Source organism: Actinoplanes sp. NPDC048967 (genome assembly GCF_040649415.1).
Lineage (GTDB): Bacteria > Actinomycetota > Actinomycetes > Mycobacteriales > Micromonosporaceae > Actinoplanes.
This window is the reverse complement of record NZ_JBEZFL010000016.1, coordinates 66,352-91,224: the sequence shown is the minus strand read 5'-3', so window position 1 is coordinate 91,224 and position 24,873 is coordinate 66,352. Positions and strand designations below refer to the sequence as shown.

The 24,873-nt window shown below is 72.8% G+C and carries 22 protein-coding genes; 7 read left to right on the top strand and 15 right to left on the bottom strand.

What is annotated here, in order from left to right:
* Positions 1-92: 92 nt before the first annotated feature.
* The 7 genes from AB0C12_RS42680 to AB0C12_RS42650 all read right to left on the bottom strand — a co-directional run bounded on the left by AB0C12_RS42680 (position 93) and on the right by AB0C12_RS42650 (position 6,529).
* Complete coding sequence (locus AB0C12_RS42680; RefSeq protein ID WP_360556802.1) at positions 93-794, bottom strand: TetR/AcrR family transcriptional regulator; 702 nt, start codon at positions 792-794, stop codon at positions 93-95.
* 187 nt (positions 795-981) lie between these two features.
* Complete coding sequence (locus AB0C12_RS42675) at positions 982-1,548, bottom strand: hypothetical protein (protein WP_360556801.1); 567 nt, start codon at positions 1,546-1,548, stop codon at positions 982-984.
* Positions 1,549-1,583: 35 nt separating this feature from the next.
* A complete protein-coding gene (locus AB0C12_RS42670; RefSeq protein WP_360556799.1) occupies positions 1,584-3,026 on the bottom strand; it encodes a HAMP domain-containing sensor histidine kinase in 1,443 nt (480 codons plus the stop codon).
* Positions 3,023-3,712, bottom strand: coding sequence for a response regulator transcription factor (locus tag AB0C12_RS42665; RefSeq protein ID WP_360556798.1), 690 nt, complete (start codon positions 3,710-3,712; stop codon positions 3,023-3,025). Before AB0C12_RS42665 ends, AB0C12_RS42670 begins: the two co-directional genes overlap by 4 nt.
* Positions 3,709-4,869, bottom strand: a complete 1,161-nt coding sequence (locus AB0C12_RS42660) for a streptophobe family protein (protein ID WP_360556796.1) — start codon at positions 4,867-4,869, stop codon at positions 3,709-3,711. The genes AB0C12_RS42665 and AB0C12_RS42660 overlap by 4 nt, the downstream gene beginning before the upstream one ends.
* On the bottom strand, positions 4,869-5,624 hold the full coding sequence (locus AB0C12_RS42655) for an ABC transporter permease (RefSeq protein WP_360556795.1): 756 nt from the start codon (positions 5,622-5,624) through the stop codon (positions 4,869-4,871). Before AB0C12_RS42655 ends, AB0C12_RS42660 begins: the two co-directional genes overlap by 1 nt.
* Complete coding sequence (locus AB0C12_RS42650) at positions 5,621-6,529, bottom strand: ATP-binding cassette domain-containing protein (protein WP_360556869.1); 909 nt, start codon at positions 6,527-6,529, stop codon at positions 5,621-5,623. The genes AB0C12_RS42655 and AB0C12_RS42650 overlap by 4 nt, the downstream gene beginning before the upstream one ends.
* Positions 6,530-6,781: 252 nt before the next feature.
* Between AB0C12_RS42650 and AB0C12_RS42645 the strand changes: the two genes are divergently transcribed.
* From AB0C12_RS42645 to AB0C12_RS42635, 3 genes are read left to right on the top strand one after another with little or no spacing between them, the layout of a single operon-like run.
* Positions 6,782-6,925, top strand: coding sequence for a hypothetical protein (locus tag AB0C12_RS42645; protein ID WP_360556794.1), 144 nt, complete (start codon positions 6,782-6,784; stop codon positions 6,923-6,925).
* A gap of 46 nt (positions 6,926-6,971) precedes the next feature.
* A complete protein-coding gene (locus AB0C12_RS42640; protein WP_360556792.1) occupies positions 6,972-7,766 on the top strand; it encodes a hypothetical protein in 795 nt (264 codons plus the stop codon).
* Entirely contained in the window at positions 7,763-9,091 is a 1,329-nt protein-coding gene (locus AB0C12_RS42635; protein WP_360556791.1) for a hypothetical protein, read from the top strand. The genes AB0C12_RS42640 and AB0C12_RS42635 overlap by 4 nt, the downstream gene beginning before the upstream one ends.
* A 27-nt stretch (positions 9,092-9,118) precedes the next feature.
* Here the strand turns inward: AB0C12_RS42635 and AB0C12_RS42630 are convergent, their stop codons facing one another.
* Together AB0C12_RS42630 and AB0C12_RS42625 are read right to left on the bottom strand one after the other, a co-directional pair.
* Positions 9,119-10,204, bottom strand: a complete 1,086-nt coding sequence (locus tag AB0C12_RS42630; protein ID WP_360556789.1) for a hypothetical protein — start codon at positions 10,202-10,204, stop codon at positions 9,119-9,121.
* Positions 10,205-10,243: 39 nt separating this feature from the next.
* Positions 10,244-10,525: a hypothetical protein gene (locus tag AB0C12_RS42625; RefSeq protein WP_360556788.1), complete on the bottom strand. Its 282-nt coding sequence runs from the start codon at positions 10,523-10,525 to the stop codon at positions 10,244-10,246.
* A gap of 163 nt (positions 10,526-10,688) precedes the next feature.
* Here AB0C12_RS42625 and AB0C12_RS42620 point away from each other — a divergent pair, with 163 nt between their 5' ends.
* Positions 10,689-12,338, top strand: coding sequence for a hypothetical protein (locus tag AB0C12_RS42620; protein ID WP_360556786.1), 1,650 nt, complete (start codon positions 10,689-10,691; stop codon positions 12,336-12,338).
* Positions 12,339-12,439: 101 nt separating this feature from the next.
* Positions 12,440-13,489 carry a carboxypeptidase-like regulatory domain-containing protein gene (locus AB0C12_RS42615; protein ID WP_360556785.1) on the top strand — a complete coding sequence of 350 codons (1,050 nt, stop codon included), beginning with the start codon at positions 12,440-12,442 and terminating at the stop codon, positions 13,487-13,489.
* A gap of 15 nt (positions 13,490-13,504) precedes the next feature.
* On the opposite strand, the gene AB0C12_RS42610 is transcribed toward AB0C12_RS42615, so the two are convergent.
* From AB0C12_RS42610 to AB0C12_RS42595, 4 genes are all read right to left on the bottom strand, one after another.
* Positions 13,505-13,933, bottom strand: coding sequence for an OsmC family protein (locus AB0C12_RS42610; RefSeq protein ID WP_360556784.1), 429 nt, complete (start codon positions 13,931-13,933; stop codon positions 13,505-13,507).
* 11 nt (positions 13,934-13,944) lie between these two features.
* Positions 13,945-15,552: a Na+/H+ antiporter gene (locus AB0C12_RS42605; protein ID WP_360556782.1), complete on the bottom strand. Its 1,608-nt coding sequence runs from the start codon at positions 15,550-15,552 to the stop codon at positions 13,945-13,947.
* Positions 15,553-15,615: 63 nt separating this feature from the next.
* On the bottom strand, positions 15,616-16,179 hold the full coding sequence (locus AB0C12_RS42600; protein ID WP_360556780.1) for a hypothetical protein: 564 nt from the start codon (positions 16,177-16,179) through the stop codon (positions 15,616-15,618).
* Positions 16,176-21,953 (bottom strand): ThuA domain-containing protein, encoded by a 5,778-nt coding sequence (locus tag AB0C12_RS42595; RefSeq protein ID WP_360556779.1) that lies wholly within the window; start codon positions 21,951-21,953, stop codon positions 16,176-16,178. Before AB0C12_RS42595 ends, AB0C12_RS42600 begins: the two co-directional genes overlap by 4 nt.
* Before the next feature lie 141 nt (positions 21,954-22,094).
* Here AB0C12_RS42595 and AB0C12_RS42590 point away from each other — a divergent pair, with 141 nt between their 5' ends.
* Positions 22,095-22,622: a hypothetical protein gene (locus AB0C12_RS42590; RefSeq protein WP_360556778.1), complete on the top strand. Its 528-nt coding sequence runs from the start codon at positions 22,095-22,097 to the stop codon at positions 22,620-22,622.
* 175 nt (positions 22,623-22,797) lie between these two features.
* The gene (locus AB0C12_RS42585; RefSeq protein WP_360556776.1) at positions 22,798-23,502 is read left to right on the top strand and encodes an alpha/beta hydrolase; all 705 of its coding nucleotides are present in this window, start codon (positions 22,798-22,800) and stop codon (positions 23,500-23,502) included.
* Between the two features lie 59 nt (positions 23,503-23,561).
* Here the strand turns inward: AB0C12_RS42585 and pdxY are convergent, their stop codons facing one another.
* Both pdxY and AB0C12_RS42575 read right to left on the bottom strand, forming a co-directional pair.
* Entirely contained in the window at positions 23,562-24,413 is an 852-nt protein-coding gene (gene pdxY, locus AB0C12_RS42580) for a pyridoxal kinase PdxY (RefSeq protein WP_360556775.1), read from the bottom strand.
* A gap of 9 nt (positions 24,414-24,422) precedes the next feature.
* Positions 24,423-24,836, bottom strand: a complete 414-nt coding sequence (locus AB0C12_RS42575; RefSeq protein ID WP_360556773.1) for a nuclear transport factor 2 family protein — start codon at positions 24,834-24,836, stop codon at positions 24,423-24,425.
* Between the last annotated feature and the right edge of the window lie 37 nt (positions 24,837-24,873).

The following is a 24,873-nucleotide window of genomic DNA, read 5'->3' as shown; positions in this document are numbered from 1 at the left end:
AAAGTTTCGGTCCCGCAGCGACCACGGGGCGAGCTCGACGCCGGACACGCGCGGTGACTACGTCGACAGCCCGCCCACCTGAGCGGTCCGCATCAGGGGGTCGGTGACGCCAGGGACCGGACGGCGTTGTCGACCTCCTGGTCGATCAGGCGCTGCACGTCGACGGCGTTGTTGTCGAACAGGCCGGTGAGTTCCAGGCTCACGATCCCGTGCACCCGCGTCCAGATGACGATGGCCGCCCGCGCGGCCCGCGGGGTGGTGCCCGGCAGCTCCCGCGCCCGGGCCCACTGCCGCAACTGCCCGTCCAGCGTGCGGTCGCCGCTGCCGCCGGCGGCCGGCGCGGTGTCCGCGATCGCTTCGAGCAGCCCGACCAGCAGGGCCATCGGCTGGTCCAGCGGGGTGTGCGGCCCGGCGTCGCCGGGCACGCCGGCGATCCGCCGGCCGAAGAGCATCCCGTACCGGCGCCGATGGCGCAGCGCCCAGTCCCGGTACGCGGCGACGATCAGCCGCACCCGCACCCGCGGGGTCCGCCGCCCACCCCCGGCCGCCTCGAGCATCGCCGCGGCGAGTTGCTCGTACGACCGGGTCATCAGGTGCGTCAGCAGCGCGTCCCGCGACGGGAAGTAGCGGTACACCGCCGGGGCGGACATCGCCATGCCGCGGGCCAGGGCGGCGATCGACAACGCGTGAACGCCGTCCGCGTCGATGATCGCGAACGAGGTGTCCTCGATCTCCTGCAGGGTCTGCACCCGCAACCGCTCGCGCCTGTTCATCACCCGCGGGTCGTCGGCCATCGTCGCACTGTAACGGCCCGTTGCGGTGCGACGGTCCGCGCGCCACCGGTCAACGCGGCCTGACGTACCGGTGCGTCTGGGCCCGGCCGACCCGGCTCGGCACAGCCGGTCGTCGCGCACTGAGCCGGGCCCGCCCTCGTCGCCGCGGGCCTGGTCGACCTGATCGCCGAGGCGGTCGTCGCTGCCGTCAAGCCTCGGTGGTAGCTCCGACCGCGAACGGGTTGAACCCCCAGACCGGTGAGCCGGAACGCGGGACGCTGAAGGCGTACCAGTCGTCGCCGAGCGGCTCGAACACGGCGTCGCGGGCGGTGTCGCCCAGGCGCGGCGACGGCCGCACGCCGGGTGAGCATCGCACCAGACCGGCGAAGGGCGACATGCCGCTGTCCTCGGTCACGTACGTGACGCAGCCGCCATGGCTCCACACGGCCGAGAAACGGTACAGGCCATGGCTTGCCCCGAGCGGCGACGCCGACAGCTGCGCCAGACCCGGACGGTGCCAGGCGAACAGCACCCGGCCGGCCACGCCCGAGCAGGCCACCACCATCGTCACGACGGACACCGCCGGCAGGATCAACCGGACCGGCCAGGACCGGCCGGCCGGCGACGTCAGCCAGCCCACGGCGGCCACCAGCCACAGGATCATGGCGACCCACAACCAGGTCAGGTAGCCACCCGGCAGGACCACCGCGTACAGCAGCGCCACCGCCGCCACCAGGCAGCAGACGATCGGCCACCACGTGCGGGCTCTGCTCACGCCGACACGTTACAAAAGCCGGGCGAGCCCAGCGCTCAGGCCGCGTCGAGCAGAGGCAGTGTGAGCCGGAAACAGGCGCCCGAGCCGGGCGACGTCTCCAGCTCGACGTCGCCGCCGTGGGCCCGGGCCAGCGAACGCGCGATCGACAGTCCGAGCCCGGCGTTGGCGCCGCCCAGGCGGTTCCGCGAACGGTCGGTGCGGTAGAAGCGGTCGAAGACCAGGCCGGCCTGCTCGGCCGTCATCCCCGGGCCGCGGTCGGCGATCTCCAGCACGGCGCGGCCGTCGACCGTGCCCACCCCGATGCGTACGCCGGTGCCCGCCGGGGTGTGCGCGACCGCGTTGCCGACCAGGTTGGTGACCACCTGCCGGAGCCGGGCCTCATCGGCGTCGACCGGGGCCGGACCGGGCGGACCGGTCCCGCCGGGGCCGGTCAGCTCGACCGGCCGGGTCGCGTCCAGGGCGTGCAGGTCGTGCCGGGCGTCGGTGGCCACCGTCCGCAGGTCCATCGGGGCGCGGTCGAGCTGGGCCTCGGGCGCGTCGTCCAGCTCGGCGAGCAGCAGCAGGTCCTCGGTGAGCCGGGTGAGCCGGGTCGCCTCGCTGTCGATGCGGCGCAGGGCCGCGTCGACGTCGGCCGGGGCGGCCAGCGCCCCCATCCGGTGCAGGTCGGTCGAGCCCTTGATGACGAACAGCGGGGTCCGCAGCTCGTGGCTGACGTCGGAGACGAACGTGCGCATCCGGGCCTCGGAGGCGGCCCGGTCGGCGAAGGCCCGTTCGAGCTGGCCGAGCATCAGGTTGAGCGACGCCGCGAGGTGGCCGATCTCGGTGCCCGGCGCGGCGAGGGCGGGCACGCGCCGGCTCAGGTCGCCGGCGGCGATCGCGGCCGCGGTGTGCTCGATGCGGCGCAGCGGACGCAGCCCCCGGCCGAGCGCGAACCAGCCCACCGCCGTCAGCGCCACCAGCAGCACGATCCCGCTGATCAGGGAGGTCGTGCGCAACTGGGCCACGGTGGCGTCGGCCGCGGTCATCGGCGCCGCGGCGATCACCGTCCCGTTCCAGCCGGTGGTCCGGCGGGCGACGGCCCGCCAGCGGCCCGAGTCGTCGGCGGCGGGCAGGAAGACCGCGGCACCGTCGGTGGGCACCGTCCGCAGCTCGGCCGGCGGCGGCAGGCTCGCGGTGCTCAGCCGGGAGGTGTGCAGGCCGTCGGCGACCGCGCCGCTCGCGTCCAGGTAGACCAGGTAGGGCGCCCCGACCAGGTCGAGGGCCGGGTCGAGCAGGTCGGCCCGGGCTCCCGTGGTGGCCGGATCACGCGGCCCGCTGACCGGCAGGCGCGAGATCAGGGCGGTGAGTGAGCCCAGCTGGCTGTCCAGCCGGTTGACCTGGTAGTGCTCCAGGCGGTCGGAGACGACCGTGCCGACCAGGGCCAGCCCGGTCAGCAGCAGGGCCGTGGTGAGCAGCAGCAGCCGTACGCGCAGACTCACGGGCGCGGCTCCCTCATCACGTAACCCACGCCGTGCACGGTGTGGATCAGCTTCGGTTCCTCGCCGTCGACCTTGCGCCGCAGGTACGAGATGTACGTGTCCACGATGCTGGCGTCGCCGCCGAAGTCGTAGTGCCACACCCGGTCGAGGATCTGCGCCTTGGACACCACCCGCCCGGCGTTCTCCATGAGGTGGCGCAGCAGCCGGAACTCGGTGGCGGACACCCGTACCGGCCGGCCGTGCCGGGTCACCTGGTGCCCCTCGGTGTCCAGGGCCAGCGGGCCGACGGTCAGGATCCCGTCGTGGTGTCCGGCGGTGCGGCGCAGGACGGCCCGGATGCGGGCGATCAGCTCCTCCAGGTCGAACGGCTTCGTCACGTAGTCGTCGGCGCCGAGCGACAGCCCGGTGATCTTGTCGGCCTGCCGGTCGCGCGCGGTGAGGAAGAGCACCGGCGTACGGTGCTCGCGCAGTTGCCGGACCACTTCGAAGCCGTCCATGTCGGGCAGCATCACGTCGAGCAGCACCAGGTCGGGCGGGTCCGCGGTGGCCGAGGCGATCGCGTCGGCCGCGGTGGCCGCCGAGGTCACCCGGAAGCCCGCGAACCGCAGTGTCGCGGCGAGCAGTTCCCGGACGGTGGCCTCGTCGTCCACCACGAGCAGCCGCTCAGCCTCTTCCCGGGCAGTCATGCCCGCCAGCCTACGGAGGTCCGGCTCCGGGCGGCGTCAACCAGCAGGCTCGCGGCGAAGCCGGCGACGGCCCCGGCGCCCAGCCCGACCGCCGGCGCCACCCACGGGCTCGCGGCCAGCCGCAGGTCGAGAACCGGGACAGCGATGATGAACGCCTGCACGCCCAGCTCCACCGACACCCGGGACAGCAGGGTCAGAACAACCAGCACGGCAGCGACCACCGGGGCGAAACGCACCGCGAGCCCGGCCGCCCGGCGCAGCGGGCCACCGGCCCGGTCTGCACCGGTACGCGCAGCGACCGCGACAGCGCAGGCGAGCAGCACAGCACCGGACAGGACCCCGAGGGCACCGCGCCCGGGCGGCGACCAACCGCCGTCCACGACGCACGAGAGCATGCCGCCCGAGCTGAACGCCCACGGCACACCCAGCCCGAGCAGCAGTGCGCCGCCCACCACCAGCGGCAGCGCGAGCAGCACCCCGCCGGCCAGGGCCGGGCCGCCGACCGCCCACGCCCCGAGCACACCCACGATGCCCGCCCCGGCAGCCGGCCACCGCGCGGCGCGCAGCGTTGCCCCGGCAGCCGGGAACCGGACGGCCAGCCAGCACAGCCCGGCCACGGCCAGCGCCCCCACCGCCGCGCCGGCCACGGTGGGTCCGACGGCGGCGGAGAAGCCGGCTTCCAGCTTGTCGACGGAGGCGCCGGCGAACGGCGTACGGGTGCCCGAAGCGCACGCCCCCACTCCCCCGCCGGCTGCCCGGGCGCTGCCGGACGGCAGCGTCAGCGTTCCGTGCGCCGCCGCGGCCACCGCGCCGAGGCCGGCCGTGCAGGCGGCCGCCGCGGACGCGCCGCGGACCAGCAGCCCGGAACGGCCCCGGCCCAGCAGCAGCGTCCCGAGGACGACCGCGCCCACCACGGAGACGCCGAGCGGCAGCACCTCGATCCGGCCCTGCACGGTGATCGGGAGGCCACCGGACGGGGTCACTCCGACGTCGGCCGCTCCACCGGCCGCCATCGCGACGACCGCCGCGGTCAGTCGCCCGAGCGGGCCGCCTCGGTCGGCGTCCAGCAGGAGCAGGCCGGCCGCCGCGGTGCCGGCCATGGCGAGCAGTGCGGCGGCCGCCGCGGCCAGACCCCGGCCGATGTCCCGGGCCGTCATCACACGTCTCGGCGCCGCAGGACGACGAACGCGGCCGCCAGCACACCGGCGACCCCGAGGCCCAGACCGGCCAGGTTCCACCACGGGTGCGGGAAGTCGGCGTCCGGGACCGTCGCGAGAGCGGCCGCCCCGCCGATCGTCGGCCAGAAGTCGAACAGGCCGCTCATCCAGGACGGGAAGATGCCGGCCAGGGCGGGCACCAGGAAGATGATGCCCACCAGGGTGGCGAGCGCGCCCGCGGTGGCCCGCATGATCGTGCCGAGCCCGACGGACAGCAGCGCGATCAGGGTGAGGTAGAGACCGCCGGCGAGCACGGCCGGCAGCACGCCCGGATCGCCGAGGCCGGCGTTCGGCACACCCTGACGGTCGATCAGCGGCTGTCCGATCAGGAACGCGGCGACCATCAGCACCTGGCCGGCCACCACGGCGACCGCCGCGGCGATCACCACCTTGGCCGCCAGCACCCGGTGCCGCCGGGGCGTTACCGTCAATGTCGTCCGGATCAGGCCGGTGGCGAACTCCGAGGTGACGACCAGGATGCCGAGCACCCCGATGATCAGCTGGGCGACGATGTACGTGGTCAGGCTGTGCGCCGTCGGATCCCAGGCGGCGCCGGCGTCCGCGTACGCCTCCCGGGCCGAGTTCGAGGACAGGGCGGTGATACCCAGCCCGACGACGAAGAGGCAGGCCAGCGTGTACCAGGTGGAGCGCAGGCTGCGGATCTTGATCCACTCGGCCAGCAGGGCGCGGCTCACGCGGGCACCCCCTGGTACTCGACGCTGTCCTTGGTCAGGGCCATGAAGGCGTCCTCCAGCGACGCCCGCTGCGGGGTCAGCTCACTGAGGACGATCCCGTGGTACGCGGCCAGCTTGCCGACGTCCTCGGCGCTCATGCCGGAGACCACGAGAGTCGACTCGAGCCCTTCCCGTACGGTCGCGCCCGCCGCCGACAACCGCAGCGCGAGGGCATCCGGATCGCCGGCCCGCACCTGCACCGTGCCGCCCCCGGCGGCGTTCATGAGCTCACTCACCGACGTGTCGGCGATGAGCCGTCCCCGGCCGACCACGACCAGATGATCCGCGGTCCGGGCCATCTCGCTCATCAGATGGCTGGAGACCAGCACGGCGCGGCCCTCCGCGGCCAGCGAGCGCATGAGCTCGCGGACCCAGCGGATGCCCTCCGGGTCGAGCCCGTTCACCGGCTCGTCGAAGATCAGCACCCGGGGGTCGCCCAGCAGGGCCGCCGCGATACCGAGCCGCTGCCGCATGCCGAGCGAGAAGTCACCGGCCCGCTTGCCCGCCGCGGCCCGCATCCCGGTCAGGTCGAGCACCTCACCGACCCGGCGCCGGGGCAGGCCGTTGCTGGCCGCCAGGGCGAGCAGATGGTCGTACGCCTTGCGCCCGCCGTGCACAGCGCCGGCGTCGAGCAGGGCGCCGACCTCGGTCAGCGGCACCGGGAAGTCGGCGTAGCGGCGGCCGTGGACCGTGACGGAACCCCGGTCGGGCGCGGCCAGGCCCACGATCATGCGCATGGTGGTGGTCTTCCCGGCGCCGTTCGGCCCGAGGAAACCGGTGACCTGCCCGGCCTCGACGGTGAACGACAGGTCGTCCACCACGGTGTCGGGCCCGTACCTCTTGGTCAGCCCGCGTACCTCGATCATCGTCATGGCGGCGATGCTCGCCGACCCGGCTGACCGCTTTCGCAGAGCTTCTGGGAGAACTCTGAGAGATCCGCCGGTCGGACCGGCCCCGGCGGCAGACCTCCCAGGAAACTTCCGGATCGCCGCCGGGGTCGTGCGGCCTCGCCGCCGACGCCCGGGCTGCTCGCGGTCTCCTGCAGGGCACCTGCCACTCCCCGATCGCGGCACCGGCCCGCACGGAGCGCGACGGGCGCCTCGGCCGGCGAGCCAGGGGTGCTCAGCCTCGACGGCAAGACCGTGCTGGACGTGCACGAATGGGCGACCGATCCGATCACCCTGGGGACCTCGGAGGCCGCGGCCCTGCTCCGGCAGGGCGCCCGCGACCTCCTCGAGCTGTCGGGCCGCGGCACAACGTAGACTCTAGGTCCCGTTAAGGTCACTCTGGGTTGATTTTGGAGGCGGCATGAGGTGTCGCCGGCGGTTACTCCACGGGGCTCTGCTGGTCATCCTGCTGCCGGCGCTGGCATCGTGCTCACGGGCCACTCCCCTGTGCGACTACGCAGACGGCCTGGTCGGCGCCGCCGAACTGGTGGGAGCCGCGGACGCCTATGCGGCCGCGCAGGAGGCCGACGAAGGAGACTGCGGCAAGGACGGCCTCGCCCGGGTCGGGACGCTCCGGGCGAGCGCGGGTACGTACGTGGCGAAGGGCCGGGTGGCCGCCCGAGCCGGAAAGACAGCAGCGGCAACGGCCTCGTTCAAGGCGGCGCTGGCCGTCGATCGCAGCGACGACGCGGCCGGGCTGGAGTTGCAACGACTCACCCGGGTCTCGCCGGCTCCGACGGCTCCGGTGTCCACGGTGGTGGTGGCCGGTCCGCAGACCACGCGTTCCAACGGCGATCTGCCCTGGATCGCCTTGGCCGTAGCGCTGCTCGCCGCGCTCGCGAGCGCGATCGTCTGGCGGCGCAGCCGCCACGCGATCGAGGAGGCTCAGCAGAACGCGGCGACACAGGTCACCGAAGCGCGGACCGACCTCGACCGGCGACTCGACGATCTGGAAACAGACCTCGTCAACCGCATCACCGCGGCTGAGGGACAGGCGGCCACGGCCGACGGCCGGGCCGTTGCGGCGGGGCGGGCGGCGGAGGCGTTCCGCGACGACGTCGCGAGCCTCGTCATCACCAGCATCCGGGCTCTCCGGGACGACGGAACGCCCCGCATCGAGGAACAGTACGTGCCCCGCTCCCGGGAGACGACATGACCACAGAGATATCGATCCGGTTCTCCTGGCTGCCCGATGACGCCGCCGGGCACATGCTGCTGCACCGAAGGATGCCTTCGACGCCGGAGCACGGTGTTCTCGACGAATACTGGAGGTCGGGGCCGATGGGCGAGCTCCCGGCCGCGACCCTGAAAATCACCGCACGTTCCACCGCGGACTGGCAGAAGCTGCTGTGGGGACTGCCCATGCCGAAGGTCACCCTGCCCGCCACGCCGTACCCGGTCGAGCTGCACCGACTCGATGAGAACGGGTTGCGCGAGGTGCTGGCCCGAACAGGCCCGGTATGCGATGTCGCCGGTGCGTCGCTGCAGTTCACGGCGGTGGGCGGCGTTCTCGCTCCGGTCGGCGGACGACTGGACCGGAACCCCTTCGAACCGGTCGCGCCCGGGATCGCACCGTTGCTGCGCCGGACGTTGGACGATCTCGCCCTGACCCGCGGCGCCGGGCCACCGGTCCCCGCCGCCGCCGAGATCCCCACGCCCGGCCAGGAGTTGCGGGCCGGTCTCGAGTCGGCCATCCAGCTGCACGACACCCGCGGGGTGCAGATCGGAAGCCACAACGTCCAGGTCAACCGCTTCCTGGTACGCGGCCCGGACCTCGCCATGAACTTCGACGACGTGCTGCGCAACACGGCGGTCAAGAGCGCCATGAGCGCCCTGCTGGCCGATCCCGGCAACAGTGACCGGCGACAGGGCCTGGTCGGCGCCCTCCAGAATGTGGACCAGCGATGGAGCGTGAAGGCTCAGCCGTTGACATTGTCCGCCCAGAGCCGGCCGCCGGGCATCCTGGAAAGCCTGTTGTCCTTCAATGTCCAAGGCGTACAGGTCGGCGACCACAACACCCAACGCAACAATTTCCACTACACCGTCACGGACAGTCCACAGGTTTCCGCCCTGCTGCGGCACGACAACGACCTCGCCCGGCATCTGGCCGACTACCTCTGTCCCGCCACCGGCGACGCCGGAGCGCTGGCCACGTTCCGCCAGCACGTCGGCCGGTCGGTGAACGGCCTGCCGATCGACCTCGACCGGACCGTCGACCAGCACCTGAAGTTCCCGGCACCGGGGAACGTACTGGACATCTTCCGCACCGACGGGGTGACCGTCGGCAACCACAACATCCATCGGAGCACCCACGAAGTCGAACTGACCGTCCGGTCCGTGCAGGTGGCCGATCCGACTCTGCTGGCCGGCACCGCGCCGGTGACGACGCCGCTCGCGGTTCGCGGACCGAAGATCGCCGACAGAACAGTCGCACCCTTGCCGGCGCCTCCGCTGCGGGGCATCAGTATCGGTGGCCTTTAGGCGGCCCGGCGCGGCGCCAGTGGTGCCTCAGGCCCCGAAGATGTTGTGCTGCTCGTTGCGATCACCGATCTGCACGCCTTGCGCGCCGCCGATGGTGACCGCGTACCGGCTCGCTGCTCCGGCAGTCGTTTCGCCGCCACCGGGCGTCGGCGCGGCGAGCTGGTCCAACAGTGCGTACAGCACCTCGGCCGAGGCCCGTGCGGCGAACCGCTTGTAGCGGTCGTCCTTGGCCGGGTCGGCATGGTCCATGACGCCCTTGACCACCAGCCAGCGCGGCACCTGCTGGGCCTCGGCGACCGTGGCGATGGTCGCGGCTTCCATGTCCAGCCCGGCCACCGTGCGCACGCCCATCGCCTTCAGCCGTTCCCAGGAACCGCCGTCCTTGGCCACGTAGTTGCCGCTGGCCATCGGCGCCACGGCCACGGCGAACGGAAGCCGCTCCGGGCCGTCCACGTCGTCGTAACGGACGCGCTCGATATGCAGGCGTCCCGCGTCGGTCAGGGCCCACCCCGGTCCCGCCCGCGTGATGAGGCCGTCGGACTCGATCGCCGCCGTGCGGGGCAGCCAGGTGCCCGGTGGGAAGTAGCGGTCGAAGGCGGGGTGTCTCGTCGGCTCCAGCCCGAGGTACAACCGCTCGAGCAGCCAGTTGGTCACCTCCCCCGCGCTCGCCGGCCCGTAGCTGGGCAGCGCCGCGGGGTCGAGGTCCTGCGCCGCCCTGATCCACCGGCCGTCCAGTTGATATTGGCGGTGGTCACCGACGAACCCGTCCGCGGTCAACTTGCCCTCGTCGAACTGGTACGTCATCTCGGCGACGACCACGTCGCCCAGGGCCACCTCGGCCGGATTCCCCGCGCACACGCCGGCCATCGCCAGACAACCGGGCCGCAGACGGGCCGACAGGGTGGTGGCCAACGGGCTCGCATGCCGGCCACTCATGCGGGTGGGGCGGGCCAGCGCGACGGACAACCGGCGGCCGTCGGTACACAAGTAGGCACCGCGGAGATACGGGCAGGCGACGTCGGCATCATCCGGGGTCCATTCACGAATCCCGGCCTTGACCGCCTCGAACTCCGCCTTGATCGCGGTGACGATCAGAACATCGACCGGCTCCATGCCACCTCCGGTGTCGCGGGCAACCGCCGAGAATCGACTTTATCGGACCGACCGGCTCACCTCGTGGTCGCCGCTGAGGCCGTACCAGGTCAGGATGATGCCGGTGCCCGCCGGCACGCGGCGGGCGACGGTGGCCGCCGCGCCGAAGCGGACGACGGCCTCGCGTTCGGCGGTCTCGGCGTCCAGGCCGCGGGCCCGGCCCTCGGCGGCGGGCTCGATCAGCAGTCGCCGGCCGTCCGCGCCCGTGCCGGCCAGCAGGTCGAACATGTCGTCGAGGTAGCGGTCGACGGGCCCCTCGCCGCGCGGGGCCGCGGCGGTCATGCGACGCCTCCGGCGGACATCGGGCCGATGACGGCCTGGACGCCGACGACGAAGCCGCGCCATTCCTTCTTCCAGGTGTCAACCAGCGGCGAACCGCCTCGACGATGGTTGCCGCAGCGTGGTTCTCTGGTAGCGGAACGTCGTTGTGCGACGGAGGTGGCGGATGCCGGTGCGGGAACGCGGGACCCCGGTCGGCGTGGGGCTGTTCCTGCTGGCGGCGCTCCTGCTGTCGATGATCGTCACGCCGTTCGTATCAGTGGTCGCGGGGATCTGGCTGCTGGCGTGGTGGTGCCGCCGCGAGGTGCGGCTTGCCGCCGGGCCGGACGGTGTCCGCACCGGCCTGCGGTACCACCTCTGTGCCGTCGGGGTCCTCTATCTGGTCCCGATCGGCCTCGCCGCCTCGTTCTACTGTCTCCTGGCGGCGTACCTGCAGCTGTTCGGCGACTCCATCGGCGCGGAGCGGCTCGGCGCGATGCAGCGGACCTTCGAGGCGGTGTCCGGGTTCTTCGCCGACCGTCTCAAGCTGAGTGAACTGGCCGTCCTCGCCGTCCTGGCCGCCGTGTACCTGCTCACCTGCCTGCTGCTCGGCCGGCAGCCGAAGGAGCCGGACGGCGGCCGCGGGTGGCGGTGGCGGGTCGCTTCCGCGGCGCAGCGGAGCACCGCGTTCTACACCCGGTTCAGCGGCCCGGCGGCGGCCGGGCTCGCCACCCTGGCCGCGTTCACCATGTTCGGCATGCACCTCGGCGTGCCCTCCGAGGACCTGCGCCTGCGGCTGAAGATCGCGCAGCGCGGCTACGCGGAGGTGACCCGGCAGATCGAGGCCGATCTCAACCGGCGGGTCGCCGGCCGGCTCTGGGACAAGGTGTACGGGTCGCTGCCCCCGTCCTACCGGAACACCCTGAGCCAGGAGGCCGCGATCGGCGACCTGCTGGACAAGGTCCGGGCCGCCGCCGAGCAGGCCCGCACCAGCCACGGTGTCAGCGTCGCCGCCCTCGACCGGATCGTCGCCGACGAGACGGCCCGGCGGAACCGGATCTGGATCATCCCGGCCGAGGTCCGGCTGCCGGCGCAGGGCCGCACGGAGCTGCCCGGGACCGTCACCCCGGAGCAGGTCGAGACCGCCCGCGCGGCCGTCGGCGAATCCCCGCAGCCGGGTATCGACCTGGTCGTCGACGGCCGCCGGACCGTCACCCTGCAACTGGAGAAGGTGGTCAGCGAACGGATCGTCGCGCTCCTCAAGCCGTTCACCGAGGCGATGCCGATCCTCGATCCGCTGGTCCAGGCGTTCGCCGAGGTCGCCGACACGGCGCTGCAGGAGCGCCTGGGCGCGGCGTACGACCGGCTGGTGAACTCCGCCCTGTCCGGGCGTGGCCGGAGCGGGCCCGGCGGGAGCGGAACCGGTCAGCCGGAGGTGGCCGAGGAAGCAAGGGTCATCGTCGAGCAGACCGACGTGACCCGGGCGGTCGAGCGGGCCGTGCCGGACGCCGAACGGGCCGCCACGACCCGCAGGATGCTGATGGAGTCGCTGGCGGCCGGCAGTGCCACGATCGACCGTACGGTGGCCGAGACGCTGGCCCGCCGGACACCGCCGCGGCCCCGCCCCGGCAAGCCCGGCGACCTGAAACTGCTGCCGCTCAAGCCGTTGCCGCCGCTGGAGCTGCCCCGGCTGCCCCGGCCGGCGCCGCCACCGGGGATCGACGACTACGGCGGACCGGGATACCGCCCCGGGCCCGGCTACCGCCCACCACCGCGGTACCTGCCGCCGCCCCGGCCCCCGGTCCGCCCGCCGGTCCGGATCATCCCGTTCTTCTGAGCGCGGCCCGGGCGCTGAGTCGCGCGAGCCACCCACGACAGGGCATAGTGGCCCGCGGCGTCATCGACCGGTGTCGCTTGCCGTGCAGAAGGTGGTACGACGTGACGAGCTCACGGACCCGGCTGATCCGTGCCGCGGCGCCGGTGGCGCTGGCCGGGGCGATGCTCGCGGGGTACGCGGCGCCCGCGACGGCCGCCCCTCCGGCCATCCGCATCCTGCGCGTGTCGTCGGAGAGCGTGCCGTCCGGCGGGACGGTCCAGGTGCGGTTCCAGGCCACGAACAACAACCAGCGGACCGAGAAGGTCTTCGTGGCCGTCTCCGGGGGCCTGCGCTGCACCGCCGGATGCGCCGCGGCCCCGGACCTCGGACCCGGGAAGAGCCGGACCTTCGAAGCCACGGTCGTCGCCCCGAAGGTGGGCCCCGGCCAGGAGAGCGGGCGCAACCTCGCGGTCAGCGTACGGATCGGCACGCAGACCGCCTTCGACCACAAGATGATCATCGTCCGGGGCGGGAACACGCCGCCGTCGTCGGCGGCGGTGAGCCGGGTCACCGGCCGGGTCCGCGACGCCGACGGCAAGGCGATCACGGGTGCGAGCCTGACCGTCCGGGACAGCGCCGGGCACGAGTACCGGACGACCAGCGACGGGAAGGGCCGGTTCTCGGTCAAGGCGAGCGACAGCAAGCCGATCGCCGCCGGGTCCATCACGGTCGTCGCCGACAAGGACGGCTACCGCGCCGCTCGCGCGACCGTGCCGGGCACCGCCCGCGGCGTGACCGTACGGCTGGTCCTGGCCGCCCTGCCCACCCCCACCAGGACGTCACCGTCGCCCACCGCCGCGCAGAGCACCCCCGCCGCCGAGAAGCCCGCGCCGAAAGCCAGCCTGGCCGGGGTGGTGCCGGAGGCCGCCGGGACCGCCCATGACGACGGCAGTGGCTCGCTCATGTTCACCCTGCTGGGTGGACTCCTGGTCGCCGCGGGCCTGGGCACGCTCGTGCTGATGGTGATCCGCCGCAGGAGGCGCCCGGCTGATCCGGATCCGCAGGCGACCCAGGTCATGGCGGCGCCGGTCGGTGGCGGCCTGGCCGACGCGCCGACCGCGGTGCTGCGCGCCGTGCCGCCGCACAACCCCTCCCGCGGACCGGCGCGGTAGCGGCACCTCGACGGGTCAGGAGCGCTGGAAGGTCGACACCGGCGTGCCCAGCTCCACGGTGCGGCTGACCGTGCACAACCGGTCGTGCGACTGCTGGATCAGCCGCGGCACGATCTTCCGCGCCTGATCTCCGTCGGTCCCCGGCGGGAACTCGATGTCGAACTCGACCTCGAGGTTCTCCATCCGGTTGGCGCCGCCCTCGTCGCGTACCTTGTCGCCGCGGACCCGGACCACGAACCGGGCCGGCTCCGCCCGGCGGCTCGCGACGAGGTCGACGTCGATCGCGGTGCACCCGCCCAGCGCCGCGAGCAACAACTCCACCGGGGTGAACCGGTCGTCGTCCCCCGTGCCCAGTTCGATGACCCCGCCCCGCACGTTGCGCACGTCGTACGCGCCGACCCCGGTCCGCTCGATCTCCACCGATCGCAGGCTTTCAGCTGTCATGCCGAGCGACGCTACCCGCCCGCGCTCTCCGCGGGGCTGTCGTTGTCACGGCGCTGCGCCATGTGGTCCTGTTCGAGGTCCAGACCGTCCTGGACGCGCAGCAGCACCTCGTCGTCGATCTCACCCCGGTCGCGCATCCGGACGACGGTGTCGTGGCGATGGTCGATCACAGCCAGGTGCAGGTCGGCGTACTGCTGCTCGTACCGGGCCGCCTCCTGGTCCGGGCCGGCGCCGGCATCGCGCAGCACGCGGAGCCGGCGATCGTATTCCGCCCGTAGCTGCTGCGTGATCTCCTCGCTGGTGCCCCGATCCGCGGCCAGCTCCGGCAGCGCGGCGAGCGCGTGTTCCAGTGAGGTGATCTCCGCGGCCCGGCGTTCCCGCTCGGCCTCCCCGTCCGCGCCCAGCCCGGCCCAGCGCATCACCCGGGGCATCAGCGGCGCCTGGACCAGCAGCGTCACCGCGATCACCACCGCCGTGGCGAAGACGATGAGGTCCCGGTCCGGGAACTCCGCACCGGACGGCAGAGTGTGCGGCACGGCCAGCGCCGCCGCCATCGACACCGCGCCGCGGAAACCGGCCGCGGCCATCAACGCCCGGGGCCGCCCGCTCAGGCGTCGTTCGCGCTGCTGCGGCCGGCGGTCGATCGCCCGGATCAGGTACGGGCTGGTGAACAGCCAGCCGAAGCGCACCGCGACGATGACCGCGCAGACCACCACCGCCACCAGCAGCCCTCGGGCCAGCCCGGTGCTGTCCAGCCCGCGTACGGCCGACTGCGCCTCCAGGCCCACCAGAACGAACAGCGCCGAGTTGGCCAGCTGGGTCAGGAAGTTCATGGTCGTCTGGACGTACCGGCGGGCGTGGCCGGGGAACAGTCGCGGCGAGACCCGGCCCACCCAGAGCCCGCTGACCACGGCCGCGAGGACGCCGGACACCTCGGCCGCCTCGGCCAGCAGGTAGGCCGCCAGCGGCGTGAGCAGGGCGAGCAGGTTGTGCTGGAACGGTTCGGTCAGCCGCCGGCGGATCTGCAGGATTCCGAAGGTGACCAGCAGGCCGGCCGCGACGCCGCCGAGGTACGACATCGTGAACAGCCCGGCGACGTGTCCCGGGCTGAGATGCTCCTCGCCCAGCGTGACCCCGACCGCCAGCGTGTAGATCACCAGTGCCGTGCCGTCGTTGACCAGGCTCTCCGCCTTGAGCATGGTCGCGATCCGGCGGGGCAGCATCCGGCCCAGGACGCCGACCGCGGTGGCGTCGGTCGGCGCCACGGCGGCACCCAGCACCCAGGCCGGTCCCCAGGCGACGCCGAGCGCGTGTACGACCACGGCCACGCCGGCCGCGGTCGCGACCACGAGCAGGGTGCTCAGCAGCACGATGACCCGCAGGTTGCTCCGGATCTCGCGCAGCGAGGACATGAACGCCTCCCAGTAGAGCAGTACCGGGAGGAACAGCAGGAGCACCGCCTCGGGCGGCAGGTGCACCTCGCGCAGCGCGGGCACGAAGCCGAGGAGGACGCCGAGGATCAGGAGCAGTACCGGCGGCGCGATGCCGAGGCGCCGGGACAGGCCGGCGCCCAGCAGCACGGCGACGCCGACCGCGACCACCAGTTCGAGACTGGACATGTGCCCTCCGTCCTCCGGAACCCCGCCGAAGCGATCATTCCGCAGTTCCGGAGCACACGCTCGTCACCGGCCCGGGGTCAGCTCCCGGGCTCTGCGGCGGCGTACCGTCAGCACCACCGTCGCGGCGATCGCCAGGGTGACGAGGACGCCGAGCAGGACCGGCCACCACCGCCACGAGGACGCGTTGCCGACCGGCCCGGCCGGTTGGGCCGCGGCGACCGGCGCGACCTGGGCCGGGGCCGTCTGCGCGGCCCGGGCCCGCACCTCGACGGTCGCCTTGCCCGCGTGCGGCTTCGGCGCGGTGACCGTCACCTGCCATTTGCCGGGAGTCAGGATCGGGCCGCTGGAGTAGAAACCCTGCCCCTCGCCGGCCGGTTCGAGCTGCACCGGCCCGACGGTCCGCCCGCCCGCGGCGGTGGCGGTGAGGACCAGCCGGACCAGCGTGTCCAGCCGGTGCCCGTCGCCGTGGCGGGCCTGCACGGTGATGCCGGTGGCCCCGTCGCCGGCGACCTCCAGTTTGAGTTTTCCGGTGTGCGCCCACGCCGGGCCGGCCGCCGGCAGGAGTGCCAGCAGCAGACCGGCGAGGACGGCGGCCGCTCCCCGGGTACGACGCCTCGACCCCGTCACAGCGGGCGGTCCGGGGAGATCCGGGTGGGGTCCGCCGCGAGCCGGCCGGCCCGGTCGAGCGGCTTGCCGTCGTTCGCCCGTACCCCGGCCTTGCTGGCCGTGCCGCCGAGCCGCTCCGTCATCGCGTCGGCGTCGCGGAGCAGCGTGTCCCGCACGTCGGTGTCGGTGACCAGCGCGGCGTCGCTGACGAGCGTCTTGAAGGTGGCCAGCTGCCGCACGGCCCGCTCGTCCTCGCCGGCCGCCTCCGCGGCCCGGATCGTGTCCAGTCTGGTGGAGAGCTGCCGGTGGGCCTTGGTGGAGAGCCGTCCGGTCGCCTTGAACCGGTCCAGCAGGTTCTGCATGTCCCGGAACGAGGTGGTGACGAAGAACCGGACGGTGGTCGAGGTGCTGTTGCCGGCCTTGTCCGTCGCGGTCACGGTCAGCTCGTGCAGGCCGAGCGGCAACTCGTACAGCGCCTGCAGGGAGCCGCTGGTGTACGCCCGACCGTTCAGGGTGCCGGTGGTGGTCCGGATGCCGGAGGTCGGGTCGACCGCCTGCCACGACGTGCGGATGTCCTGGCTGTCGCCGTACAGCTGACCGTTGGCCAGCCCGGAGACCAGCAGGGTCGGCTTGGTGCCGTCGATCCGGACGACCCCCGACTTGAGCGTCTCGGCGTTACCGGCCTTGTCCCGGGCCCGGTAGAGCAGCTCGTGCTCGCCGTCCCCGGTCACGTCCACCGGCTCGGTGTACGGCGTCCAGGCACCCCCGTCCAGCGACCACTCCAGCAGCGCCACCCCGGATCCGGCGTCGGCCGACCTCAGCACCACCGGGACGGTCCCGTTGTGCCAGCCGTTGTCGTTGGCCGGGGCGAACTGGGCCGTGGTGACCGGAGCCGTGCTGTCGATCCTGACGGCGACCGACTTCGCCACCTCCACGTTGCCGGCCGCGTCGGTCGAGCGGAACCGCACCTCGTGCGCGCCGTCACCAGCGACCGGCACCGCGGCGGTGTACGCCGTCCAGGTGGTGGCGTCGTCGAGCTGGTACTCGGTGCCCGCCACCCCGCTGCCACCGGTCTCGTCGGCCGCGGTCAGGGCAACCGTGACGGTGCCGGTGTACCAGCCCTCGACCGGGGTTCCGGACACCTTGGCCGTGGTCACCGGGGCGGTGGTGTCGGCGTCCTCGGCGCTGATCCGGAAGTAGTCGAACGCGACGGTCTTCGAGGCGGTCTGGGCGGCGCCGAGGCTGTACAGCCCCACCTTCGGGGTGGCCCCGACGGCGGCGTTGGTCAGCGGCGCGAACGTCGTCCATTCCGTGCCGTCGGCCGAGTAGGCGGCGGTGTAGGTGTTGCCCACCCGGGCCAGCCGCAGATGCCACACCGCCGAGGTCAGACTGCCGGCCTGGGGTTGCGGGTCCTGCACCGCGGCACCGATCTCACTGCGGAACTCGATGCGCCGGCTGACCGGCTGGCCCGCGGCGTTGTCGGCGACGAAGTCGAGCTTGACGTAGTTGTCGTCGTCGCCGTACACGAGCAGCCCGGCCTGCTGGTACTGCTCGTCCAGCAGACCGGCGTCGACCTTGGTCTGCAGGGTCCAGTCACCGGCCGGCGCGGTCTGCAGGACGAAGTTGGTCGGCCCGGTGTTGCCGTCGGTGTAGATGTCGCCGTCGGGAACGTCGATGCGCAGCGCCCCGTCGGTGACCCGGTAGGCCGCCGGATCCTCCCGGACGATCGCGTTCCACCGGCACTTGTCCAGCTCGGCGCCGGTGAACTCGTCGGACGGGACGACCGGTTCGGCCGGGGCGTCCGGCGTGAACCGGAACCAGTCGAACGCCGCGTCCACCACCGGCGCGGTGGTGCCGCCGTTGAGGGCGAAGACACCGACGCGCGGGTTGTCGATGCCGGCCAGCGCGGCGGACCGGCCGACCGGGGTGAAGGTCCGGCCGTCGGCGGAGGCCTCCGCGGTCAGGTTCGTACCGTCACTGGTGAGCCGCAGGTACACCACGTCACCGGCGGGCGCCGCGGTGCTGTCGCCGCTCTCGTTGCGCGGGCTCGCGGCGGTCTCCCGGATGAACTCCACTGTGCGGGCGCCGTTGTAGAGCAGGTCGAGTTTGGCGTAGTTGTCGTCGTCGCCGTACACGATCAGACCGGCCTGCTGGTAGGTCGCCGTGATCGGCACCGAGATCTTGGTGGTGGCCTGCCAGGCGCCGCCGGGCGCCGGTTGCAGGACGAGGTTGGTCGCGTCGTTGCGGGTGCCGTAGAGGTCACCCGAGGCGGTGGGCAGCCGCAGTGTGCCGTCGGCGACCGAGTAGAGCTGGTTCTCCCGGACCACCGTCCAGCGGTCACGCTCCAGCGCGCTGCCGAGGAAGTCGTCCGAGCGGGCCCCGAAGCAGGAGGTGTTCGGCGCCTCGACCTTGACCGGCACGTTGGCGTACGACCTGGCGCCGCGGCTGTCGGTGACGGTCAGGGTGGCGGTGAAGGTGCCGGGCACCCGGTACGTGTGACTGGCGTCCAGGGTGGTCGCCGTACCGCCGTCGCCGAAGTCCCAGGCGTACGTCAGCGGGGTGTCGCCCTCGGCGTCGGTGGCCGTACCGTCGAACGCGACGGTGACCGGCGCGGTGCCGGCGGCCGGAGTCGCGACCGCGCTGACCGTCGGGGGCGCGTTCTCGGTCACGCCGCGGCCGAGGAAGTCCAGCCAGTTCACGTTGAACAGCGATCCCGTCCCGGCGGCCGGGTCCCGGGCGACGAAGAACAGCGAGTCCGCGTTGGTGCCGGTGACCGGTGCGGTGACGTCGATCCAGGTCTGCCAGCCGCCGGTGCCGGGCACGTCGACCGTGGCGACCAGCGGGCCGTCGGCGGCGTCGGCGCGTACCTCGATCCGGCCGCCGGCCGCGGCCGACGCGACCCGGAAGCGGATCGACTCGATGCCGGTCAGGCTGGCCGGGTCCAGCGACCACCAGTCGCCGTCCTCGATGAAGCCGATGTTCTGGCCGCCGCCGGCCGGGTCGCTGCCGGCCTCGCGGCCCACGCCCGGGTCGCCACCGCCGACGCCGCCGGGCACCCGGCCGGTGCCGGTGTAGTACTCGGCCTGCTTGCGCTTGGGCTGCAGCCGCTCGATCGCCCGTCCGGTCAGCGGGCCGGCGCCGCCGGACCCGCCGTCATCGGTGTAGGTGGCCTCGAAGACGGCGAAGACGTTGGCCTCCGCGCCGTGCCCCGAGGCGAGGGTGGTCTGCACGGTGCCGGTGCAGCCGGTGTGCTGCTCCAGCGGGTGGGCGTGCTCGTCGTGGCCGAGCAGCACCTGCAACCGCACCCGGTCGCAGTCGATCTCGCCGTCCTCCGGGTCGGTCACCTTGATCGTGTACTTGACCTGGTCACCCCAGTCGAAGAAACCGCCGTCGGGCGGGAACTCGATGCTCACCGTCGGCGCGGTGTTGCCGGCCGTCACCGGTACGTTCGCCACCGCGCTGCGCCCCTTGGGGTTGGTGACGGTCAGCTGGGCGGTGTAGTCGCCCGCCACGGCGTACGTGTGGGTGGGGTTGGCCTCGGCGGAGGTCTCGCCGTCGCCGAACGTCCAGGCGTAGGTCAGCGCGCCGCCGTCGGGATCGCGGGAGCCCGCGCTGGAGAACTCGACGGTCAGCGGGGCCGCCCCGGAGGTCGGGGTGGCGGCGGCCGCGGCGATCGGCGCCCGGTCACCGGCGATGTAGTCGATCCGGTAGATGCCGGAGTCGTCGTTGTTGCCGCCGAACCCGGTGCCCCACTCGATCATGTACATCGCGCCGTCCGGGCCGAACTCGAAGTCCATCGGCCGGATGAACTTCATTCCGGAGAGCAGCTGGTTGATGTCGACCAGGGACTTGCCGTCGGCGCTCACCTGCATGGTGTACATCTTCGACTGGTTCCACTCGCCCAGCAGCGCCTTGCCGTCGTAGTAGGCGGGCCACTTGCGGGCGGAGTTCAGGTCCGCGTCGTAACGGTAGACCGGGCCGCCCATCGGGGCACCGCCGCCACCGATCTCCGGGAAGCGCGGGTTGCCGCCGTAGTCGTAGTCGACCGTGGCGCTGACGGCCGGCGGCAGCGTGGTGAGGCCGGTGTTGTTGGGAGAGTTGTTCACCGGCGCCGCGCAGTTGAACTTCGCCCCGCTCGGGCCGGACGGGAACTGATAGTCGTTGTACGCGTAGTTCGCGCCGATGCAGTACGGCCACCCGAAGTTGCCCGGGGCCGGGACGATGTTCCACTCCACCGTCCCCTCCGGACCCCGGTCGGGGTTGGTGGCGCTCGCGTCCGGCCCGTAGTCGGCGACGTAGAGGGTGTTGGTGGCCGGGTCGACGCCGATGCGGAACGGGTTGCGGAAGCCCATCGCGTAGATCTCCGGGCGGGTCTGCGCGGTGCCCGCCGGGAAGAGGTTCCCCGCCGGGACCGTGTACGTCCCGTCGTCCTCCGGGTGGATCCGCAGCACCTTGCCACGCAGGTCGTTGGTGTTGCCGGCACTGCGCTGGGCGTCGTAGTCCTGCCGGCCGGCACGCTCGTCGATCGGGGTGAACGCGTCCGACTCGAACGGGTTGGTGTTGTCCCCGGTGGCCAGGTAGAGGTTGCCGGCGTTGTCGAAGGTCATGCTCCCGCCGGCGTGGCAGCAGGTGTTGCGCTGGGTGGTGACCTGCAGGACGACCTTCTCGGTGGCCGGGTCGATGGTGTCGCCGGTGACGGTGAAGCGGGACAACAGGTTGCGGGCGACGCCGTCGTTGCGGGCGTAGTAGAGGTAGATCCAGCCGTTGGCCGCGAAGTCGGGGTCGAGCCGGATGCCGATCAGGCCGTCCTCGTTGCCGGTGAAGACGTCCAGGTCGACCGCGGTGACGGTGGTGCCGGTGGCGGGCTTGATGATCCGGACCCGGCCGTCCCGCTCGACGTAGAACACCCGGCCGTCGTCGGCGATGTCCAGTTCCATCGGGTTGCTGGTGTTGCTGTCCAGGGTGACCTTCTCGAAGCTCCCGGTCAGCGAGGCGCCGCAGTCGGCGTCCAGCTGCCCGGCCGCGGTCCGGATGCCGCCCAGCAGGTGGGAGAGGAAGGCCGGATCGGAGTACGACTCGATCGTGTGGCCGCCGCCGGTGTACCAGGCCCGTCCGCCGTCGTAGTCCCGGCACCACGCGGTCGGGTGGTCGGCGCCCATCGCCCCGGCGCCGGGGGTGTAGCTGGTCTCGTCCAGGCTGGCCAGCACGTGCACGTCACCGCGCGGGTTGGACCGGAAGTTGTACCACTCGTCGAACCGGGACCAGCGCTCCGGCAGCCCGGCCGTGGACGGGTGGGCGTGGTCCTCCACCTTCACGGTCGCCTGCTGGTTGGCCGGGTGGCTGGCGAAGTACGCGCCGACCAGCTCGCCGTACCAGGGCCAGCTGTACTCGGTGTCGGAGGCGGCGTGGATGCCCACGTACCCGCCGCCGGCCTGGATGTAGCGCTCGAAGGCGGCCTGCTGGCCGGGGTCGAGGACGTCGCCGGTGGTGGAGAGCCAGACCACCGCGCGGTACTTGGCCAGGTTGGCGTCGGTGAAGGCGGCACTGTCCTCGGTGGCGTCGACGGTGAAGCCGTTGTCGGCACCGAGCTGCTTGATGGCGGCGATTCCGGCCGGGATGGCGTCGTGCCGGAAAGCGGCGGTCTTGGAGAAGACCAGGACGGAGTACGGCTCCGGATCGGCCGCGGCGGCCCGCGCGACGGAGGGTCCACCGAGGACACTCACCACCAGGGCCAACGCGAGAGAGGCGGCGGTCAGCAGTCGGCGTCTGAGGTGGCGAGGGCGTCGACGGGACACGTGTTTCTCCTTGTCCTGGGTGGACAGCGGTCGCGCGCCACAACCCACGTATCGAGATTTGTTGATTCCCTGTACAAATTAGGGCCTGCCCGCCGGATGTCCAGCAAGAGTTCAGCGTGTAACGGTTTGGTAACCTAGCGCGTGCGCAAGATCTGGTACGTCATGGCGCTGGTCCTGCTCGTGGCGGGCCTCCTCGGCCTGAGCCAGCTCTCGCCGCTCACGCCACGGCCCGAACCGGAGGCGCTGGAGGTGCGCTTCCCCGGCTCGTCGGCGGGCCCGGGCACTGTCGCCGTCCGGCACGCCGGTGAGCACGCGATCTGGGCCAGCGGCGACCCCGCGCGCGACGCGGACCGCTGCGCGGTCACCGCGCCCTCGGGCCAGGCTGTGCCCGTCAGCGCCGCCTCGAGGAGGGTCGTCTGGGCGGTCCGGGCCGAGGACGACGCGGCGTACACCTGGATCGCGTCGTTCGAGGCGGCCCAGACGGGCAGCTACGGTCTGCGGTGCACTCCGGACCCGGAGGCGCCCGGCGCGGCGTACCACGTCACGGAACGCCCGGCCGTCGGCCCCGCCCTCGGGCTGGGGGTGGCCGGGGGCGCTGCTGTGGTCGCCGCCGTGGTGCTCGGGTTCACCACCTTCGTACGTCGCCGCCGCGCCGTAGCCAGGCCCTGACCTTCGACGGGCCGCTGCGCGCGGTAGGTGCCGCGCCGGCTTCGACCTGGCCTGGGGGTCCAGGCCCGCTGAGCCGTCGATCACGATCCCCGGGGGTCGACCCGTCATCTGACGGATGCCATCGGTTGCCCGACGGTCGAACAATGGACCGGTCAGCAGCTATGAGGAGGAAGTCATGTCGGAGAAGCTCACCGTCGTCCTGGTCCACGGCGCGTTCGCGGAGTCGGGCGGCTGGGGTCCGGTCGCGCAGCGGCTGCAGGCCGCCGGACACCAGGTGATCGCCGCGCCCAACCCGTTGCGCTCGGTCGCGTTCGACGCCGCGCAGGTGCGTGCGCTGGTCGATTCGATCAGCGGGCCGGTGGTGCTGGTCGGGCACTCCTACGGCGGCATGGTGATCAGCAAGGCCGCCGCCGGCGCGAGCAACGTCAAGTCACTGGTCTTCATCGCCGCGTTCGCCCCCGAGGCCGGGGACAGCGCCGCCACCCTGTCGGGCAGATACCCGGGCAGCACGCTGGCCGAGACACTGCGCCCGGTCCCGCTGCCGGACGGCAACCAGGACATGTACGTCGCCCAGGAGCTCTACCGCGGGCAGTTCGCCGCCGACGTGCCGGAGGAGACCACCCGGATCATGGGCGCCACCCAGCGCCCGATCACCCTGGCCGCGCTGCAGGAGCCGGCCGAGGGTGAGCAGGCGTGGACGACGGTCCCGAGCTTCTTCCTGATCGCCGAGGCGGACAAGAACATCCCCGCCGCCGCGCACCACTTCATGGCCGAACGGGCCAAGGGCCGGACCGTGAGCATCGACGGCGCCTCCCACGCGGTCTTCGCCTCACACCCGGCCGAGGTCGCCGACCTCATCCTGCAGGCCACCGAGGCCTGACCCACCGCCCGGCGGGCAGCGCGGCTCGGCCCCGCGCTGCCCCGGACCGCCCGAGGCGCTCAGCGCACCTGCTCGGCCTTGAACTGCATGCGCGGCGTCGCGTAGAACTCCTGGGCCGGCACCAGCTGCAGCTCCCGCTCACCGGAGCGGTACGTGGTCTCGATCAGGTCGAAGATGCTGGAGGCCGTACGCTCCAGCGACACCGCCGCGTCCCTGGTGGCCACGTAGTGGGCGGTGAACAGGGCGGCCGTGACGTCGCCGGACCCGTTGGCCTTGAACGGCAGGTGCGGGGTGCTCACGAGCCAGGCGCCGGCCGCGTCCACCACGAGCATCTCGATCGTGCCTTCGGCCCGGTCGGGGCGTTCCACGCTGGTGACCAGCACGGTCGAGGGTCCCATGGCCCGGGCGCGGTCGGCCGAGGCGAGGGTCGACTCGATGCTCGCCGGCTCGGTGCCGGTCAGGAAGCCGAGCTCGAACTGGTTCGGCGTGATGATGTCGGCCGCCGGCACGACCCGGTCCCGCAGCAGCGCGGGGATCTCCGGCGCGACGAAACAGCCGGACTTGGCGTTGCCCATGACCGGGTCGCACGCGTACAGCGCGGCGGGGTTGGCGGCTTTCACGCGGCGGACGGCGTCGACGATGACGTCACCGATGCCGACCCCGCCCTGGTAGCCGGACAGCACGGCGTCGATCCGCGGGAAGACTCCCCGCTCCTCGACGCCCAGCAGGATCTCGGCCACGTCCGACGGCGGGATCAGCGGCCCGCGCCAGGCGCCGTAGCCCGTGTGGTTGGAGAAGTTCACCGTGGGGACCGGGACGACCTCGACACCGAGCCGCTGCAGCGGGAACACGGCCGCGGAGTTGCCGACGTGGCCGTAGGCGACCGCCGACTGGATGGACAGAACCTTCATCCCCCCAGCCTAGAGACCCTCCCGCGGCCCGCTGGACGCGACCGCCTCGCGCTGGATCCGCTCGAACTGCTCGGCCATCGCGGCGGCCAGGGCCTGGGCGGCGGACAGCGGGCGGACCATGACCGTGAACTCGTCGATCCGGCCGTCCTCGTCCAGGTGCAGGAAGTCGCAGCCCTCGACGGCGACGTCGCCGATCCGCGCCTCGAACACCAGGGCGTGGTCGCGGCCGCCGTCGCCGGCCAGCTCACGCACGTACCGGAAATCCTCGAAGACCCGCAGCACGCCGCGCAGGATCGCCGCGGTGATGGCCTTGCCCGGATAGGGCTTGAACGCCACCGGGCTGCGGAACACCACGTCGTCGGCCAGGGTCGCCGCGATGGCGTCGGGGTCGCGTGCTTCCACCGCGGTCCGAAAGTCGATCACCGGGCCAGCCTAACCGCAGACCCTATGTAGAAAAACT

Excerpts from the sequence above, each read along its gene's own strand:
- AB0C12_RS42660 (WP_360556796.1), bottom strand. The coding sequence starts at position 4,869 with ATGACGGCCCGGGACATCGGCCGGGGTCTGGCCGCGGCGGCCGCCGCA.
- AB0C12_RS42680 (WP_360556802.1), bottom strand. The coding sequence starts at position 794 with ATGGCCGACGACCCGCGGGTGATGAACAGGCGCGAGCGGTTGCGGGTG.
- AB0C12_RS42620 (WP_360556786.1), top strand. The coding sequence starts at position 10,689 with ATGCCGGTGCGGGAACGCGGGACCCCGGTCGGCGTGGGGCTGTTCCTG.
- AB0C12_RS42610 (WP_360556784.1), bottom strand. The coding sequence starts at position 13,933 with ATGACAGCTGAAAGCCTGCGATCGGTGGAGATCGAGCGGACCGGGGTC.
- AB0C12_RS42630 (WP_360556789.1), bottom strand. The coding sequence starts at position 10,204 with ATGGAGCCGGTCGATGTTCTGATCGTCACCGCGATCAAGGCGGAGTTC.
- AB0C12_RS42585 (WP_360556776.1), top strand. The coding sequence starts at position 22,798 with ATGTCGGAGAAGCTCACCGTCGTCCTGGTCCACGGCGCGTTCGCGGAG.
- AB0C12_RS42665 (WP_360556798.1), bottom strand. The coding sequence starts at position 3,712 with ATGACTGCCCGGGAAGAGGCTGAGCGGCTGCTCGTGGTGGACGACGAG.
- AB0C12_RS42650 (WP_360556869.1), bottom strand. The coding sequence starts at position 6,529 with ATGATCGAGGTACGCGGGCTGACCAAGAGGTACGGGCCCGACACCGTG.
- AB0C12_RS42605 (WP_360556782.1), bottom strand. The coding sequence starts at position 15,552 with ATGTCCAGTCTCGAACTGGTGGTCGCGGTCGGCGTCGCCGTGCTGCTG.
- AB0C12_RS42625 (WP_360556788.1), bottom strand. The coding sequence starts at position 10,525 with ATGACCGCCGCGGCCCCGCGCGGCGAGGGGCCCGTCGACCGCTACCTC.
- pdxY (WP_360556775.1), bottom strand. The coding sequence starts at position 24,413 with ATGAAGGTTCTGTCCATCCAGTCGGCGGTCGCCTACGGCCACGTCGGC.
- AB0C12_RS42640 (WP_360556792.1), top strand. The coding sequence starts at position 6,972 with ATGAGGTGTCGCCGGCGGTTACTCCACGGGGCTCTGCTGGTCATCCTG.
- AB0C12_RS42635 (WP_360556791.1), top strand. The coding sequence starts at position 7,763 with ATGACCACAGAGATATCGATCCGGTTCTCCTGGCTGCCCGATGACGCC.